We start from the raw sequence: 16689 nt of genomic DNA, 5'->3' as shown, positions 1-16689 counted from the left end.
ACATGTATTTAAAAAGTATTGAAGTCAATGGTTTTAAATCTTTTGCCCATAAGATGATTTTTCAATTTAATAATGGTATTACTGGAATTGTTGGTCCAAATGGCAGCGGGAAAAGCAATGTGGCAGATGCGGTCCGATGGGTTTTAGGTGAACAGAGTGCCAAGCAGTTGCGTGGTGCTAAAATGGAGGATGTTATTTTCTCAGGAACGGAATTAAGAAAACCTATGGGTTCAGCATATGTGGCTATTACAATGGATAACAGTGACGGAAGTCTACCTATACAATTTGAAGAAGTAACAGTTGCAAGAAGAGTCTATCGCTCAGGAGAAAGTGAATATTTGATTAATGGAAGTCCATGTAGAAGGAAAGATATTGTAGAACTTTTTTTTGACACTGGTGTTGGTAAAGAAGGATATTCAATCATTGGACAGGGTCAGATCGATCAGATTTTAAGTGGAAAACCTGAAGATAGAAGAGAACTTTTTGATGAGGCTGCTGGAATTGTAAAATATAAAAAGAATAAGGCAGAAACTCAAAAATCGCTTGATGCGGAAAGAGAAAATCTTGTTAGAGTAACGGATATTCTTACCGAATTGGAGCGTCAGATTGGACCGCTCAAAAAACAGTCTGAAAAGGCGAAGGAATATCTGATTTATAGAGATCAGTTAAAGGAAAGGGATATCAAGCTTTTTTTACTGGAAAATAAAAAAATATCAGAAGAGCTTCAGTTGCTGGATGGAAAAATTGAAATTGCCACAAGAGAGATGAATGAAGCCAATGTTAAAATGGAAAAGGCGAAGGAAAAGTATGAAAAGGAAGATCGGCAGTTAAAGAATCTTAATGATAAGATCTCTCAGACAACCAGTGATATTTCTGAAGATAAAGTGAATGTACAACGTCATGAAGGTGAGATAAAAGTTCTGGAAGAACAAATCAATACCGAAAGAACAAAACACACCTATCATTTGGAAGAAAAAGAGCGTATTGAAGAAGAAATAAACGAAAAAAAGCACCAAATTGAAGAAATCCAGGCAGAAGCTGATATGATTCGCAGGCAGTTCGAAGATACTACCCGGATACGTGTAGAAAGAGAAAGTGAAGCTGCTCTTTATCAGAAAGAAATTCAGGAACTGGAGGAAGAATTATCTGGTTTACAGGAACAGATCAGTGACTTTAATAGCAATCAGATGAAAGTTTCCAGTCAGCTGGAAAGATTTCATACCGTAGAAGAACAACTACAGGTTCAAATCGAAAATTTAAAACATCAGAAAATCATGCTTGAGCAGGAATTATCAGGTGGACATGTTAGTCGTCAGCAATTGGAAAATAAAATAGCGGATTTAAAAAGAGAGAAAGAATCACTGACAATACAAATAAGAAATAGTCAGAGAATTACAGAAACTTTGGAAAAAGAGGGACAGGAACTGAATCATATTCTGGCACAAAAAAAAGAAAAGTTTCATCGAATGCAGTCTAATTATGAAACATTGAGAAATATGTCAGAGCGTTATGACGGATATGGATATGGCATAAAAAAAGTAATGGAGCAGAAACATAAAGTTCCTGGTATTATTGGTGCTGTTGCAGATATTGTTAAGGTGGATTCTATGTATGAGTCAGCTATTGAAACTGCATTAGGCGGAAGTATCCAAAATATTGTAACGGATACGCAGAATACTGCTAAGGAATTGATAGAGTTCTTAAAAAGAAATCGATATGGAAGGGTTACTTTTCTTCCTTTGGATGCTGTCAAAGGAAAATCATTTGCCAGGCGCGAGATACTTTCTGAACCGGGTGTAGTTGGCCCGGCCAATGAACTGGTATCTTATGATCAAAGGTATTCTGATTTATTTGCATCTCTGCTGGGACAGGTGCTGGTCGTAAAGGATATGGATGCAGGAATTAGTATTGCAAATAAGTACCATCATTCTGTCCGTATTGTTACCTTGGATGGTGACGGATTAAACCGTGGGGGTTCCATGTCTGGTGGCGCATTTAAAAATAAAGGGAATTTGCTTGGGAGAAATCGGGAAGTAAAAGATTTAAAAGAAAAGCTTGAAAAAATACGGGTAGTACTTCAGGAAAATGAAGACAAATGTTATGAAAATGAAAAAAGAGTCAGAGAATATCAGGAAACTGTGGTAAGATTAAACAAAGAATATCAGCAGATATTATTGGAACTGAATACTCAGGAAATGTCGCTGTCAGCTTTTTCTCATCAGGAGGAAGATCTTACGAATAGAATTGGAACTCTTAAACAGCAGATAGAAGTATTGGAAACAGAAAAAGAAAATGCTGTTGTTGATGCCAGAGAACTTCTTGATAAGAAAAATGATTTGGAGATTGCCAATAAAACGGACGAGCAAAAAATTGAGGAAATAGAAAATAAACTTGCTGTTCTTCATAAAAAAGCTGATGAGCAGTCCCGGATTATCGCAGAAATTCATATGAAATCCGGACAGCTGAAACAAAAACTGGAATTTGAAGAAAGCAATCATGCCAGAGTGCGTTTTGAAGTGGAAAAATTGGTATCTGGTCTGAAACTGAATGATGAAAATGCAAGAAATACCACTGGAACAGTTCAGAAAATAGAAGATCAGATCAGACAGCTGAAAATGTACATCCGGGAAACATCCGATGCTGTTGAAATGAAAAAAGAAAATCTGGAAAAGATGAAAACAGAAGTGGAAGCCCGAACAGAGATTTATAAGAAAACCATGCAGGAACGGGAAGAAATTATGGAACGTGCCAGCGGTTATGATAAAGAAGTTTTTCGTCTTACAGGTGCAAAAGAGAAGCAGGAAGAAAAACAGCAGGAATTGCTGGATTACATGTGGGATAATTATGAAATTACCTATAATCAGGCAAAGGTAACGATTACAGAAGAAATAACAGAAAGTCTTACCCGGTTGAAAGAAGAAATAACGGATATTAAGAGCAATATTCGTACATTGGGGCCGGTTAATGTCAATGCCATTGAAGATTACAGGGAAATTTCGGAACGTTATGAATTTTTACAACGGCAGCACGAAGATATTGTGAAAGCAGAAGCGCATCTAACATCTCTGATTAAGGAACTGGAAGATGCCATGCGAAGACAGTTTGACGAAAAATTTAAAGATATTCAGGATATGTTTCAGAAAGTGTTTGTTGAACTATTTGGCGGAGGAGTTGCAAAATTGGAACTGACAGATGATGATGTTCTTGAATCAGGCATTCGTATTATTGCACAGCCACCAGGGAAAAAACTGCAGAATATGATGCAGCTTTCCGGTGGTGAGAAAGCTTTAACGGCAATTTCACTTCTGTTTGCAATTCAGAATCTGAAGCCTTCTCCATTTTGTCTGTTAGATGAAATCGAGGCAGCATTGGATGATTCTAATGTTACAAGATTTGCAAGATATTTACACAAACTTACGAAAGAAACACAGTTTATCGTAATAACACATAGAAGAGGAACCATGATGGCAGCAGATGTTCTTTATGGAATTACAATGCAGGAAAAAGGTGTATCAACACAGGTTTCTGTGAATCTGATAGAAAAGGATCTAGAAGAATAATAGGAGGAAATGGAATGGCAGAGAAAAAAGGTTTTTTTAGCAGACTTGCGCAAGGGTTGTCTAAGACCAGAAATAATATTGCGGCAGGATTTGATTCTATTTTCAGTGGATTTTCTGGAATAGATGATGATTTTTATGAAGAGTTGGAAGAAATTCTGATTATGAGTGACATGGGAATTGATACAACCATGAATATCATTGAGGATTTGAAAGTTAAAGTAAAGGAACAAAAAATTAAAGAACCTGAAGAATGCAGGAAGCTTCTGATCGATTCAATAAAGGATCAGATGAAGCTGGATAAAGATGCATACGAATATCAGAATAAAAAAAGTGTAGTACTTGTAATTGGTGTTAACGGAGTTGGGAAAACCACTTCTGTTGGAAAACTTGCAGCAATACTGAAAGGACAGGGTAAGAAAGTTCTTCTGGCCGCAGCAGATACCTTTCGTGCAGGTGCTATAGATCAGCTGAAAGAATGGGCAAATCGTGCAGGTGTTGATATTATCAGCCAGTCAGAAGGAGCTGATCCTGCTGCAGTAGTATATGATGCGATAGCTGCGGCAAAAGCACGTGATGTTGATATTCTGCTTTGTGATACTGCAGGACGTCTTCATAATAAAAAGAATCTGATGAACGAATTAAGCAAGATTAATCGAATTATCCAGAAAGAATATAGTGAAGCATATCTTGAGACTTTGATTGTTTTAGATGGAACTACAGGACAAAATGCACTGGCTCAGGCAAAGCAATTTAAAGAAGCAATGGATATTTCAGGTATAATTCTTACAAAACTTGATGGAACAGCAAAAGGTGGTATTGCCATTGCTATTCAATCTGAATTGGGAATACCGGTAAAATATATTGGAATTGGTGAGCAGGTGGATGATTTACAGGAATTTGATTCAGATATGTTCGTCAATGCATTGTTTGAAAGAGGAGAAGATTAAAATGTTAGAATTATATGATTTTGAAGAAGCATATGATAAAGTACAGGAGGTTGTGCTTCCTACAAAACTGATCAAAAGTGATTATTTTTCTGAACAGACAGGGAATCAGGTTTATTTAAAACCTGAGAATATGCAGCTTACAGGAGCTTATAAAATCAGAGGAGCATATTATAAAATCAGTAAACTGTCAGAAGATGAAAAGAAAAAAGGTCTGATCACGGCGTCGGCGGGAAATCATGCACAGGGAGTTGCGTTAGCAGCCGCTAAACAGGGAGTAAAGGCGACAATTGTTATGCCTACAACAACCCCGCTGTTAAAAGTTAACAGAACCAAGGATCTTGGAGCGGAAGTTGTATTGCATGGAGATGTTTATGACCAGGCATGTGAACATGCTCTTGCATTGGCGGCTGAAAAAGGGTATACTTTTGTTCATCCATTTGATGATCTGACGGTTGCTACCGGACAGGGAACCATTGCTATGGATATTTTCAAGGAACTTCCAACAGTGGATTATATTCTGGTACCAATTGGAGGAGGAGGACTGGCAACAGGCGTTTCAACACTGGCCAAACTTTTAAATCCAAAGATTAAAGTAATCGGTGTTGAACCGGAAGGTGCAGCTTGTATGAAAGCATCATTGAAAGCAGGAAAGGTTGTTTCATGCGATCGTGTAAATACTATTGCTGATGGTACTGCAGTACAGACTCCAGGAAAGTTGATCTTCCCATTTATTCAGGAAAATCTGGACAGAGTTATAACCATAAAAGATGAAGAATTGATTCCTTGTTTTCTTGATCTGCTGGAAAATCATAAAATGCTGGCAGAGAATTCAGGGCTGTTAACTATTGCAGCACTAAAACACCTGAATGTAAAGAATAAAAAAGTTGTATCAATCATCAGTGGAGGTAATATGGACGTTATTACCATTGCATCTCTGGTGCAGCATGGATTGATCATGAGAAACCGAATTTTTACAGTTTCAGTATTTCTCCCAGATAAACCAGGAGAATTGACAAGGGTTTCTCAGGTGATAGCAAATGCACAGGGAAATATAATAAAGCTGGAGCATAACCAGTTTGTTAGCATTAATAGAAACAGTGCAGTGGAACTTACAATTACCATGGAAGCCTTTGGAACAGACCATAAAGAGAAGATTATTGAATCACTAAAAGAAAAAGGCTATGAACCTAAAATCAGAGACTCAAAATCAGTATTTTAATATAATAGATTTTTGACAAAATATTCTTAGTTTATTGTTTTAAAATTTGTGCAATTTGTTGAATTATTCTCTGAAATTTGGTATAGTAAAGATATGGAAACAATAAGGAATTAGTAGTGTCTTGTAATCGGACATCATGTCACATTCTTTGCTATACACTGTATAAACATAGATGGATTTTCGGCGTAAATGCCCCTTGCAAGAATAAGCAGAGGGAGCATTTACGCTTTTTTGTTTTATGAGAAGTTGACGTTTCACTTGCCGGGGGTGACTTTTCGTATATAACAACAGTATTCCGTTTGGTTTTGGATGCTAACAGCCTTATTGTATGAACGAATCACAGTATTATTGCCATAAAAAGAGAGGCAGTAGCTGAGATAACAGTGTCTTGTTTCAAGATGAACAATTGAGAAGGAGGAACTTGTACTATGAATGAAGCTATTAGTCGTGATGACTTGTACTTATTTCAGACTGGGAAAGCACAGAAAGCGTACCTTACGTTTGGGTGTCATTATCTAGAAGAAAGCAAGACTCACAGATTTGCTGTATGGGCACCAAATGCGAAATCAGTAAGCGTTGTTGGGGATTTTAACTTTTGGAATCCATTGGCACATCCGATGAAGCGTGACAAGGATGGAATTTATACGATTGAAATAGCAGGCCTGAAAAAAGGTGACTTGTACAAATATTATGTTGAGGGGTATGACGGAAAATGCCGCTATAAAAGTGATCCGTTTGCGTTCTGTTCAGAATGTCGTCCTGATACAGCATCTAAAGTATGGGATTTTGATGATTTTAAATGGGCGGATAAAAGATTTATTAATCAGCGTAAGAAAAGGCAGGCATTGAACCAGCCAATGTCTATTTATGAAATTCATCTGGGAACATGGAAAATGCCGGAAGAGGAGGATCGGGAGTTTTATAATTATCGTGAGATTGCAGATTTGCTGATACCATACTTGCAGAAGATGGGATATACACATGTTGAGCTGATGCCGATTACAGAATATCCATTTGATCCTTCATGGGGATATCAGGTAACAGGATATTATAGTGTTACATCTAGATATGGAACTCCAGAAGATTTTAATTATTTTGTAAATGAAATGCACAAAGCAGGAATCGGAGTTATCCTGGACTGGGTACCTGCACATTTTCCTAGAGATGAGCATGGACTGGCAATGTTTGATGGAACTCATATTTATGATCATGCAGATCCTAGAAAGGGCAGTCAGCCTGACTGGGGAACATTGCTGTTTAATTATGGTAAGCCGGAAGTTCAGAGTTTTCTTGTTTCCAGTGCAGTATTTTTTGCAGATGTGTATCATGTTGATGGAATTCGAATTGATGCTGTAAGTGCTATGTTGTATTTGGATTTTGGAAAACAGCAAGGAGAGTTTGTACCAAATGAGGATGGAACAAATATTAACTATGAATCTATTGATTTCCTTAGAAATCTGAATAAGGCATTACGTACCAGCTATGAAGGATTTTTAACTATTGCGGAGGAATCCACAGCATTCCCTAAAGTTACCAGTGATATTGATGATCCGGACGGACTTGGGTTTGTATATAAATGGAATATGGGATATATGCATGATACTCTGTATTATATGGAGCTTGATCCCCTGTTTAGAAAAGATAATCATGGAGCAATAACATTTTCTATGGATTATGCATATAGCGAGAATTATATTCTTCCATACTCTCATGATGAAGTGGTTCATGGAAAAGGTTCCATGATCAATAAAATGTATGGTTCATATGATGAAAAATTTGCTTCTTTAAGAACTCTGTATGGATTTACATATGCACATCCAGGGAAAAAATTATTATTCATGGGTGGAGAGTTTGCACAGTTTGTTGAATGGAGAGACAAAGAACAGCTTGACTGGTTCCTGATCGATGATTTTGAGATGCATCGTTCATTTAATCAGTATGTGATGAAATTAAATAATCTGTATAAAGATGAGCCGGCATTATATGAGATGGATATGAGCCCTGAAGGATTTGAATGGAGACTTCAAAGAGATGCAGACCATGGTGTTGTTGCATTTATCAGAAAAGGAAAGAAACGCAGAGGGAAAAAACAGGAGCAGATTCTGTGTGTATGTAATTTTACTCCGATAGAACGGGATAAATATCATATTCCGATGGCAACAAAAGCAAAGCTTACAAAGATTCTTGACAGTAATGATCTGAGTTTTGGTGGAGACGGTGATGTCAGCGAGGGTAAAGTAAATACGAAACGTATCAGAGTCAAAGGCGGAAAGGGCAAGTCAGCATATCAGGATACAGCATTGATTTCTTTGAAACCATTAAGTGTTGTTTTCTATAAAGTTGAGGAAGTTGAAACAAAACCTAAAAAGTCTACAGGAAAAAAAGAGGCAGATAAAAAAACAGAAACGAAAAAAGCTGCGACAGCAAAAGCAGCAGAAAAAAAGAGTAAAAAACCAGTAAAAGCACAGGTGAATCAAAAGGAAAAAGCTGAAATAAAGGAAGTAAAAAAAGAAGTGAAAAAGGCAGCTAATGATATCCAGGAGGCACCGGCAGCTGGAAATGATAAAAAAGAACAGGAAGCCAAAGCCAAAATAGAAAAGGAGAAAACAAAAAGCAATAAAACAACTACTAAAAGTAAGAAATAAATAATGATCAAGGATCAAAATATTAGGAGGAAAAAGAGTTATGATTAACAAAAAAGAGATTGTTGCAATGCTGCTCGCTGGAGGTCAGGGAAGCAGACTGTATGCTTTAACTCAGAAAAAGGCAAAACCTGCAGTTTCATACGGTGGAAAATATAAAATTATCGATTTTCCATTATCAAACTGTTCCAATTCAGGAATTGATACAGTAGGTGTTCTGACACAGTATGAACCATTAGAGTTAAACTCTTATATTGGAACTGGAGGACCATGGGATCTTGACAGTATCACAGGTGGAGCATATGTATTACCTCCATATGTAAGAGGAGAACAGGGTAACTGGTATCGTGGAACAGCCGATGCAATTTATCAGAATATTAATTTCATTGATAATTATGATCCAGAATATATTATTGTATTATCTGGTGACCAGATTTGTACAATGGATTATAATAAAATGCTTGCATATCACAAAGAAAAAGGTGCAGATTGTACAATTTCTGTATTGAATGTTACATATGAAGAAGCAAAACGTTTCGGAATCATGAATACAGATGAAGATAACCGTATTTATGAATTTGAAGAAAAACCTGCAGAGCCTAAGAGTACAAAAGCTTCAATGGGTCTTTATATCTTCAATTATAAATTGATTCGTCAGTACCTGATCGATGATGCAAATGATCCTGATTCTGCACATGACTTTGGAATGAATATTATTCCTCGTCTATTGGAAGAAGGTAAGAAAATGTATGCTTATGATTTTGAAGGATACTGGAGAGATGTAGGAACTATCGACAGTTTATGGGAAGCAAATATGGAATTGCTAGATCCAAATTCTCCGGTAGATCTGGATGATGATAAAATGAAAATCTACACAAGAAATTATGCATTACCTCCTCATTTTGTTACAAAAGATGCAACAGTTAAAAATAGTATTTTAGCAGATGGATGTGTAGTTGAAGGTGACGTTGAAAATTGTGTTATTCATCCTGGCGTTAAAATTGGAAAAGGTAGTGTTGTTAAAAACAGTGTAATTATGTCTAATACAGTAATTCGTGAGAACTGTACAATTGACAAAGCACTGATTGACGAAGAGGTTGTTGTTGAAAAAGGATGCACTGTAGGTGAAGGTGATAATGTAACTGTTATAGGATATCGCAGTGTAGCTTTGGAAAATGCAACTATCGAAGACGGTGCAATGGTTTACCCAGATAGCATCTTACACTAGGAGGATTGAAATATGAATAATCGTATGTTAGGAATTATTAATGCAGGGGAAGAAAATAGAAAATTAAGAGATTTGGTTCGTAGCAGAAGTACATCTGCACTTCCAGTTGGCGGACGTTACCGTGCAGTAGATTTCTTAATAAGTAATATGGTAAATGCCGGTATTAAAAATATTGGATTGTTAACAAGAAAAAATTATGATTCTCTTTTAAATCATGTTGGATCCGGTAAAGCTTACGGATTAAACCGTAAAAATGACGGATTGTATATTTTCCCTCCATATATTACAGGAGCATCTGTGACTGGAGAATATACCAGCGTTATGGATGGATTACGTGGAACACTGAACTTCCTGAGAAAAGCAAAGGAAGAATATGTGCTTTTGGGACGTTCTTATGTGGTCTTCAATGCAGATTTTAATGATATGCTGGATAAACATATCAAATCAGATGCAGATATTTCAGTAATGTATTTTGATATTGATGGGGATGAAACAAATGTAGACTATGACGGAGTTTACATGAAAACAGATGATGAAAGCGGACAGATTATCAATATGTGCTATTCTGACGGAAAACAGCGTTCCAATAAGAAAAACATGGATGTTTATATTATGAAGAGAACACTGCTGATTGATCTGATTGAAGATGCAGTGGCACATAATAAGAAACATTTCTTCTTTGATGTAATCATTCCTAATTTTGATCGTCTGAAAATTCAAGGATATGAATTTAAAGGATATGTAGGATGCATTACTTCAGTGGAAGCATATTATAATGTTAATATGGATTTATTAAAACCAGAAGTTATTGAAGAATTATTCCATGGAAGACCAATTTATACCAGAACAGCTGATGGTTCTCCTGCCAAATATGGAAAAACAGCTGATGTTAGTAACAGCCTCATCTGTAGCGGATGTGAAATTGATGGAAAAGTTGAAAATTCTATTGTTTTCCGTGGATCTCAGATTTCTGAAGGTGCAGTTGTCAAGAATTCTATCGTTATGGCAGAAGGATTCATTGCCAAAGGTGCTGAAATTGATCATACAATATTAGATCGTCATGTAAAAGTTTACTCTAATGCTCATTTGGCAGGTTCATCTAATCATCCTGTATTTATTCCGAAAGGAGCTAGTATTAATGAGTAATGCAGTAAACGTTCTATTGGTTGCAGCAGAATGTGCGCCTTTTGTAAAACTTGGAGGACTTGCCGATGTTATGGGAACTCTTCCGAAAGAATTAAACAAAATAGGTGCAGATGCCAGAGTTATGATGCCTTTTCATAGCCAGATGAAATATAAATATGCAGGTCGGACCAGACATTTAACAGATTTTTATATTGTATTTAACGGATCACATGTTTATGTGGGAGTTGAAGAACTGGTTTATAATGAAGTTGTTTATTATCTGATTGATAATGAAGGATATTTTGGAGATGCTGTTTATAGAGGCGGAGTTGCAGAAGGAGAGCAGTATGCTTTCTTCTGCCGTGCTGTAATCGAAGCTGCAAGCCGTGTATTTATTCCAGATGTGATTCACTGTAATGACTGGCAGACAGGATTAATTCCTATTCTGCTGAGAACACAATATGGACATTGGGATATTGGTCGTTCAAAGACTATTTTTACAATTCATAATATGATGTATCAGGGAGAATTTGGATTTGATCTGTTCCAGCAGTGGCTTGGAATTGATCCTAGATATGATACCCCTGAATTCATGCATAATTATGAATGTGCAAGTTTTATGAAGGCAGCCCTGGTCTTTGCAGATCGGTTAAGTACAGTTAGCCCTACTTATGCACAGGAAATCAGGAATCCGGCTTTTGCTTATCGTCAGGAAGGTATTTTAAATGCAAGAGCTGGAGATACATGGGGAATCTTAAACGGAATGAATGTTGAAGAGTTTGATCCGGAAACAGATCCTCTGATCCCTTACCATTTTAATAAAGATGATCTTTCAGGAAAGAAGAAAAATAAAGAGAAATTGATCAGTAGACTTGGTCTTTCCATTACACCTGAAGTACCGGTCATTGGTATGGTTTCACGTCTGACAGAGCAAAAAGGTCTTGATTTGGTTAAATACATGCTGGATGAAATTGTCTGTACAGAAGATGTGGCAGTTGTTATTCTTGGAACTGGAGATTATGAGTATGAAGAATTCTTCCGTTATATGGAAGGAAAATATAAAGGCAGAGTATGCTCTTATATTGCATATGACAATGAAATTGCACATCTGATCTATGCAGGAAGTGATTTATTCCTGATGCCATCTAAGTTTGAACCATGTGGTATTTCACAGATGATAGCATTAAGATATGGATCATTGCCTATTGTTCGTGAAACAGGTGGTCTTAGAGATACAGTGCAAAGTTATAATGAGTACGAAGATACCGGAAATGGTTTTTCCTTTGCAAACTATAATGCACATGAGATGCTCAATGCAATTCGTTATGCTTTAAGAACTCTTGAGAGTCCAAAAAGAAAGCAGGGATTAATAAAAAGAGCTATGGAATCTGATAACAGTTTTTCAAAATCTGCTAAAAAATATCTTGAAATGTATAAAAGCATCTTGTAGAATAGATACATCAGTTTGAAAGGAGAGAAAAACTATGAAAGGACACAGTAACAATAAGGTAAAAGGCATTGTTACAAAGATAGAGAATAAGTTAATTAACACCTTGGGTACTACTCTAGAAGATGCTACCAATGATGAAATTTATAAAGCAGCAGCAGGATGTATACGTGATGATATTATGACTCAGTGGGCAGCAAGCCGAAAAAAAGTAGAAGATACGGGAGCTAAGAAACTGTATTATATGTCAGCAGAGTTTCTGATGGGACGTGCTTTTTCGAATAATCTGATTAATGAAGGTCTATACAACGATTATAAAGCCGCATTTGAACAAATGGGAATTGATTTTGATGTAATCGTTGATGAAGAACAGGATGCAGGATTAGGAAATGGTGGTCTGGGAAGACTTGCTGCATGTTTCCTTGAATCTCTTGCAACATTGGATCTTCCGGTTATTGGATGTGGTATCCGATATGAATTTGGATTATTTAAACAGAAAATTATTGATGGAACACAGATTGAAGTAGAAGATGACTGGCTTCGAGATGGACATATCTGGGAAGTTGAACGTCCGGAACTGAGTGTTGAAGTGCACTTTAACGGAACAATTGAAGAACACTGGACAGAAGATGGTCTTAAGATTGAACATAAAGACTATAATACAGTTGTTGCAGTTCCATATGATGTACCAGTTATTGGTTATAAGAGTAATACACCAGCAACTTTACGTCTTTGGAGTGCAAGAAGTAAACAACGTTTTGACTTCCATTCCTTTAATGAAGGTATTTATGATAAAGCTATGGCAGATCAGGCATTTGCTGAAGTTATTTCAAAAGTGCTGTATCCTGCAGATGATCATATGCAAGGAAAGATGCTTCGTTTGAAACAGTTCTATTTCCTTACATCTGCTACAATGCAGCTTGCTGTAAGACATCACAAAGAGCATAGAGGAGATTTACATACACTTCCTGATTATGCAGTAGTACAGATTAATGATACACATCCAACTCTGGCTATTCCTGAATTAATGAGAATACTTATGGATGAAGAAGGTTTTGGATGGGATGAAGCTTATGATATTGTAAGTAAGATTTTCAATTATACAAATCATACTATTATGTCAGAAGCATTGGAATGCTGGGATGAAAATATGTTTAAGCTTCTGCTTCCACGTATTTACCAGATTATTTGTATTATGAATGAAAAATACTGTAATAAGCTTCGTACTTATTATGGAAATGATGAAGGAAAGATTGCATACATGGCAATTATTGGAAATGGACAGATTCGTATGGCAAACTTATGTGTAGCTGTTTGTCATCGTGTAAATGGTGTATCTCAGCTTCATGGAGATATCATCAAACAGCAGCTTTTCCATGATTCTTATAATATTTATCCTCAGAAATACCTTGCGATTACCAATGGTATTACACATAGAAGATGGTTTGCTCTGGCAAATCCGGAATTGTGTGAACTGGTACAGGAAAATGTAAAAGGTGATATTTTGAAAGATTATCATCATTTTGAAGAAGTACTTCCATTAAAAGATGATCCTGTCTTCTGTAAAAAATATGATGAAATCAAACAGAAAAATAAAGTACGTTTTGCAAAATATCTGGAAGAAAAACAGGGAATCAAAATTAATCCAAATTCTATTTTCGATGTACAGTGTAAACGACTTCATGAGTATAAACGTCAGCTTCTGAAATGTCTGCACATTATTTATATGTATCAGCAGGTTAAGAAGAACCCTGATTATATCACAACACCAATTACATTTATTTTTGGAGCAAAAGCAGCACCAGGATATGTAAGAGCAAAAGACATTATCCGTCTGATTAATTCTATTGGTGATATGGTCAACAGCGATCCAGCAGTTAAAGATAAAATGCAGGTTGTTTTTGTAGAAAACTATTCTGTATCTGTTGCAGAAATGCTGATTCCAGCAGCTGATATCAGTGAACAGCTGTCAACTGCAGGATTGGAAGCTTCAGGAACAGGAAATATGAAATTCATGATGAATGGTGCAATTACATTGGGAACAATGGATGGTGCCAATGTTGAGATTTATGAACAGGTGGGAGAAGATAATATCTTTATCTTTGGTGCAACTGTTGATGAGATCAACAACATGAAACGTTATCATACTTATAATCCTGGAACAATCTTTGAGAAGAATCCTCAGATCAGAGACGTATGTAACTGTCTGGTTGATGGAGATCTTCCAAGATATGGTAAGAGAAAATACTCTGATATTTATCAGTCACTACTGTTTGGTGAATTTGGACAGCCAGATCAGTATTTTGTATTGTACGATTTACCATCATATATCGAAGTTTATGATAAAGTGTATGACAGTTATGTAAATCATCATGATGAATGGGTTAAAATGGCAGTTGTTAATACTGCAAAATCTGGATTCTTCTCATCTGATAGAACAATTGCAGAATATAACGAAAAGATTTGGAAACTTAAGACTGTAAAATAGGAAAAGAGTAGAGACAAAATTATGATTCATAATGCTTCAATAGAAAAATATAGAGCTCCTATTGGTGCAGTTGAAAAAGGCGAAGACATTACACTTCGCCTTTTTGGATTACCAAAGAATACAGACAGTGTAGATGTCATATATTATTCGGAGAATTTTCATCGGGAGCTTAGGATGAAACAGAGGGGAGATTGCTGTGAAAAGGTAATAACCATGCCAGAAGAGTGTTGTATAATCTGGTATTATTTTCGTATTTGGGAAGCTGATCATTGCTATTTTTATGGAGCAAAACCAGGAGTTACACAGGGAGAAGGAACAACATATGGTGAGTCTCCGGGATGTTTTCAGATAACAGTGTATGAAAAAGGTTTTGACACACCAAGATGGATGTCAAAAGGGATTATGTATCAGATTTTTCCAGATCGTTTTTGTAAAGGTAATCCAAGAAATCTTGAGCGTGGTGAAAATCATCATCGAAGAATGGGCAGAGATGTCTATATTCATAAAGAATGGGAAGAACGACCATTATTTGGTCCGTTGCCGGGGAAACAGTTTTATGATCCATGTGACTATTTCGGAGGAGATTTGGAAGGAATAATTTCACAACTGGATGAATTGAAAAAATTAGGGGTAACCTGTATTTATTTAAATCCAATTGGAGAGGCTGCCTCTAATCACAGATATAATACTTCTGATTATAAAAAGGTGGATCCGTTTTTAGGAACTAATGAAGATTTTAAACGCCTTTGTAAAATTGCAAAAGAAAAAAGAATTCATGTAATTTTGGATGGAGTATATTCCCATACAGGTGATGATAGTGTTTATTTTAATAAGAAAGGCAATTATCCAGGGTATGGTGCGTATCAGGGACCTGAGTCACCGTATTATGACTGGTATACTTTTCATGAAGATGGAACCTATGAAAGCTGGTGGGGATTCCAGTCACTGCCGGAAGTGAAGGAAATGAATGATAAATTCGTGAACTATATTATCACAGGAAAGAATTCTGTTTTAAAACATTGGTTGTCTTTAGGTGCTTCAGGTTTTCGGCTGGATGTAGCAGATGAACTTCCAGATGAATTTATTTTCCTCATGAGAAAGACACTAAAGAGCGTTTTTAAGAATCATGTTCTTCTTGGAGAAGTATGGGAAGATGTTACCACAAAAGAAAGTTATGGCATCAAAAGAAAGTACGCATTGGGAGATGGACTGGATAGTGCTATGAATTATCCATTTAAGGTAAATACTACTAATTATCTTCTTGGATATGTGGATGCTTATGCCATGCAGGAATTTCTGCTGGGACAACAGTGTAATTATCCTAAACCGTTTTATTATGCTGTTATGAATTTGTTATCTTCTCATGATATTCCAAGAATACGTACAACATTTGCATCTGGAATGAATGAAACGCTTCCATCAAGAGAAAAACAGGCTGAATATGTTATTACATCGAAAATGGATAAACAGGGTGCGCGGCTGACACGTCTTGCAATGGCTATACAGTTTTTTATTCCTGGAATGCCATGTATTTATTACGGAGATGAATATGGAATGCACGGTTTTATGGATCCATTTAACCGAGAAACATTTTATAAAAATGATGTTCAGATATATCAGGAATTGAAAGAGATAACCAGTTTAAGGTCTAAGGAAAAAGTTTTACAAACTGGTTATGCATTGTATTTTGCTGTTAATAAAAATGTTCTCGCTATGGTACGTTTTGTAGCAAATCAAAAGGATGTATTCGGAGAAAAATGTGGAAATAAAGCACTTCTGATGTTGGTAAATCCCACAGATCAAAAAGAAAAAGTAGTATTTGACTTACGGATGAAAAAAGAAGGGGTGCCAGAAAAAGAACATAAGGCATTAATTCAGAATTTAGAAAATAAAGTGATTCGTGAAGAAGTAGCCCCATTTGATTACAAAATAATTGAATTATCATGAAAAGACGGAGCTTAATCTGAAAATAAAAAACATCTGGATTGAACTTTTCCCTTGTTAATAGACAGGGATGATTCAATCCAGATGTT

The 16689-nt window shown here is 36.2% G+C and carries 9 protein-coding genes; all 9 read left to right on the top strand.

Features of this window, described 5'->3' with window-relative positions:
• Positions 1–2 precede the first annotated feature (2 nt).
• The 9 genes from smc (at position 3) to BHF70_RS03865 (ending at position 16603) form a co-directional block, all read left to right on the top strand.
• A complete protein-coding gene (smc, locus tag BHF70_RS03905; protein ID WP_075759036.1) occupies positions 3–3560 on the top strand; it encodes a chromosome segregation protein SMC in 3558 nt (1185 codons plus the stop codon).
• A gap of 14 nt (positions 3561–3574) precedes the next feature.
• Positions 3575–4507 (top strand): signal recognition particle-docking protein FtsY, encoded by a 933-nt coding sequence (gene ftsY / locus BHF70_RS03900; RefSeq protein WP_075759035.1) that lies wholly within the window; start codon positions 3575–3577, stop codon positions 4505–4507.
• A 1-nt stretch (position 4508) separates the two neighbouring features.
• Positions 4509–5726: a threonine ammonia-lyase gene (gene ilvA, locus BHF70_RS03895; RefSeq protein WP_075759034.1), complete on the top strand. Its 1218-nt coding sequence runs from the start codon at positions 4509–4511 to the stop codon at positions 5724–5726.
• 428 nt (positions 5727–6154) lie between these two features.
• Entirely contained in the window at positions 6155–8371 is a 2217-nt protein-coding gene (gene glgB, locus BHF70_RS03890; RefSeq protein ID WP_075759033.1) for a 1,4-alpha-glucan branching protein GlgB, read from the top strand.
• A gap of 40 nt (positions 8372–8411) precedes the next feature.
• Positions 8412–9596 carry a glucose-1-phosphate adenylyltransferase gene (locus BHF70_RS03885; RefSeq protein WP_075759032.1) on the top strand — a complete coding sequence of 395 codons (1185 nt, stop codon included), beginning with the start codon at positions 8412–8414 and terminating at the stop codon, positions 9594–9596.
• A gap of 12 nt (positions 9597–9608) precedes the next feature.
• Entirely contained in the window at positions 9609–10742 is a 1134-nt protein-coding gene (gene glgD / locus BHF70_RS03880; RefSeq protein WP_075759031.1) for a glucose-1-phosphate adenylyltransferase subunit GlgD, read from the top strand.
• Positions 10735–12171 carry a glycogen synthase gene (locus tag BHF70_RS03875; RefSeq protein WP_075759030.1) on the top strand — a complete coding sequence of 479 codons (1437 nt, stop codon included), beginning with the start codon at positions 10735–10737 and terminating at the stop codon, positions 12169–12171. The genes glgD and BHF70_RS03875 overlap by 8 nt, the downstream gene beginning before the upstream one ends.
• Positions 12172–12205: 34 nt before the next feature.
• Positions 12206–14656: a glycogen/starch/alpha-glucan phosphorylase gene (locus BHF70_RS03870; RefSeq protein ID WP_075759029.1), complete on the top strand. Its 2451-nt coding sequence runs from the start codon at positions 12206–12208 to the stop codon at positions 14654–14656.
• 21 nt (positions 14657–14677) lie between these two features.
• Entirely contained in the window at positions 14678–16603 is a 1926-nt protein-coding gene (locus tag BHF70_RS03865) for a glycoside hydrolase family 13 protein (RefSeq protein ID WP_075759028.1), read from the top strand.
• The last annotated feature ends 86 nt before the right edge of the window (positions 16604–16689 follow it).

Source organism: Anaerostipes sp. 494a (assembly GCF_001940315.1).
GTDB classification, from domain to species: domain Bacteria; phylum Bacillota; class Clostridia; order Lachnospirales; family Lachnospiraceae; genus Anaerostipes; species Anaerostipes faecalis.
Note: the sequence above shows the minus strand (reverse complement) of the source record. Positions and strands in the feature narration are given on the sequence as shown.

Coding starts and splice junctions, on each gene's coding strand:
- smc (WP_075759036.1), top strand. CDS start 3: ATGTATTTAAAAAGTATTGAAGTCAATGGTTTTAAATCTTTTGCCCAT.
- ftsY (WP_075759035.1), top strand. CDS start 3,575: ATGGCAGAGAAAAAAGGTTTTTTTAGCAGACTTGCGCAAGGGTTGTCT.
- ilvA (WP_075759034.1), top strand. CDS start 4,509: ATGTTAGAATTATATGATTTTGAAGAAGCATATGATAAAGTACAGGAG.
- glgB (WP_075759033.1), top strand. CDS start 6,155: ATGAATGAAGCTATTAGTCGTGATGACTTGTACTTATTTCAGACTGGG.
- BHF70_RS03885 (WP_075759032.1), top strand. CDS start 8,412: ATGATTAACAAAAAAGAGATTGTTGCAATGCTGCTCGCTGGAGGTCAG.
- glgD (WP_075759031.1), top strand. CDS start 9,609: ATGAATAATCGTATGTTAGGAATTATTAATGCAGGGGAAGAAAATAGA.
- BHF70_RS03875 (WP_075759030.1), top strand. CDS start 10,735: ATGAGTAATGCAGTAAACGTTCTATTGGTTGCAGCAGAATGTGCGCCT.
- BHF70_RS03870 (WP_075759029.1), top strand. CDS start 12,206: ATGAAAGGACACAGTAACAATAAGGTAAAAGGCATTGTTACAAAGATA.
- BHF70_RS03865 (WP_075759028.1), top strand. CDS start 14,678: ATGATTCATAATGCTTCAATAGAAAAATATAGAGCTCCTATTGGTGCA.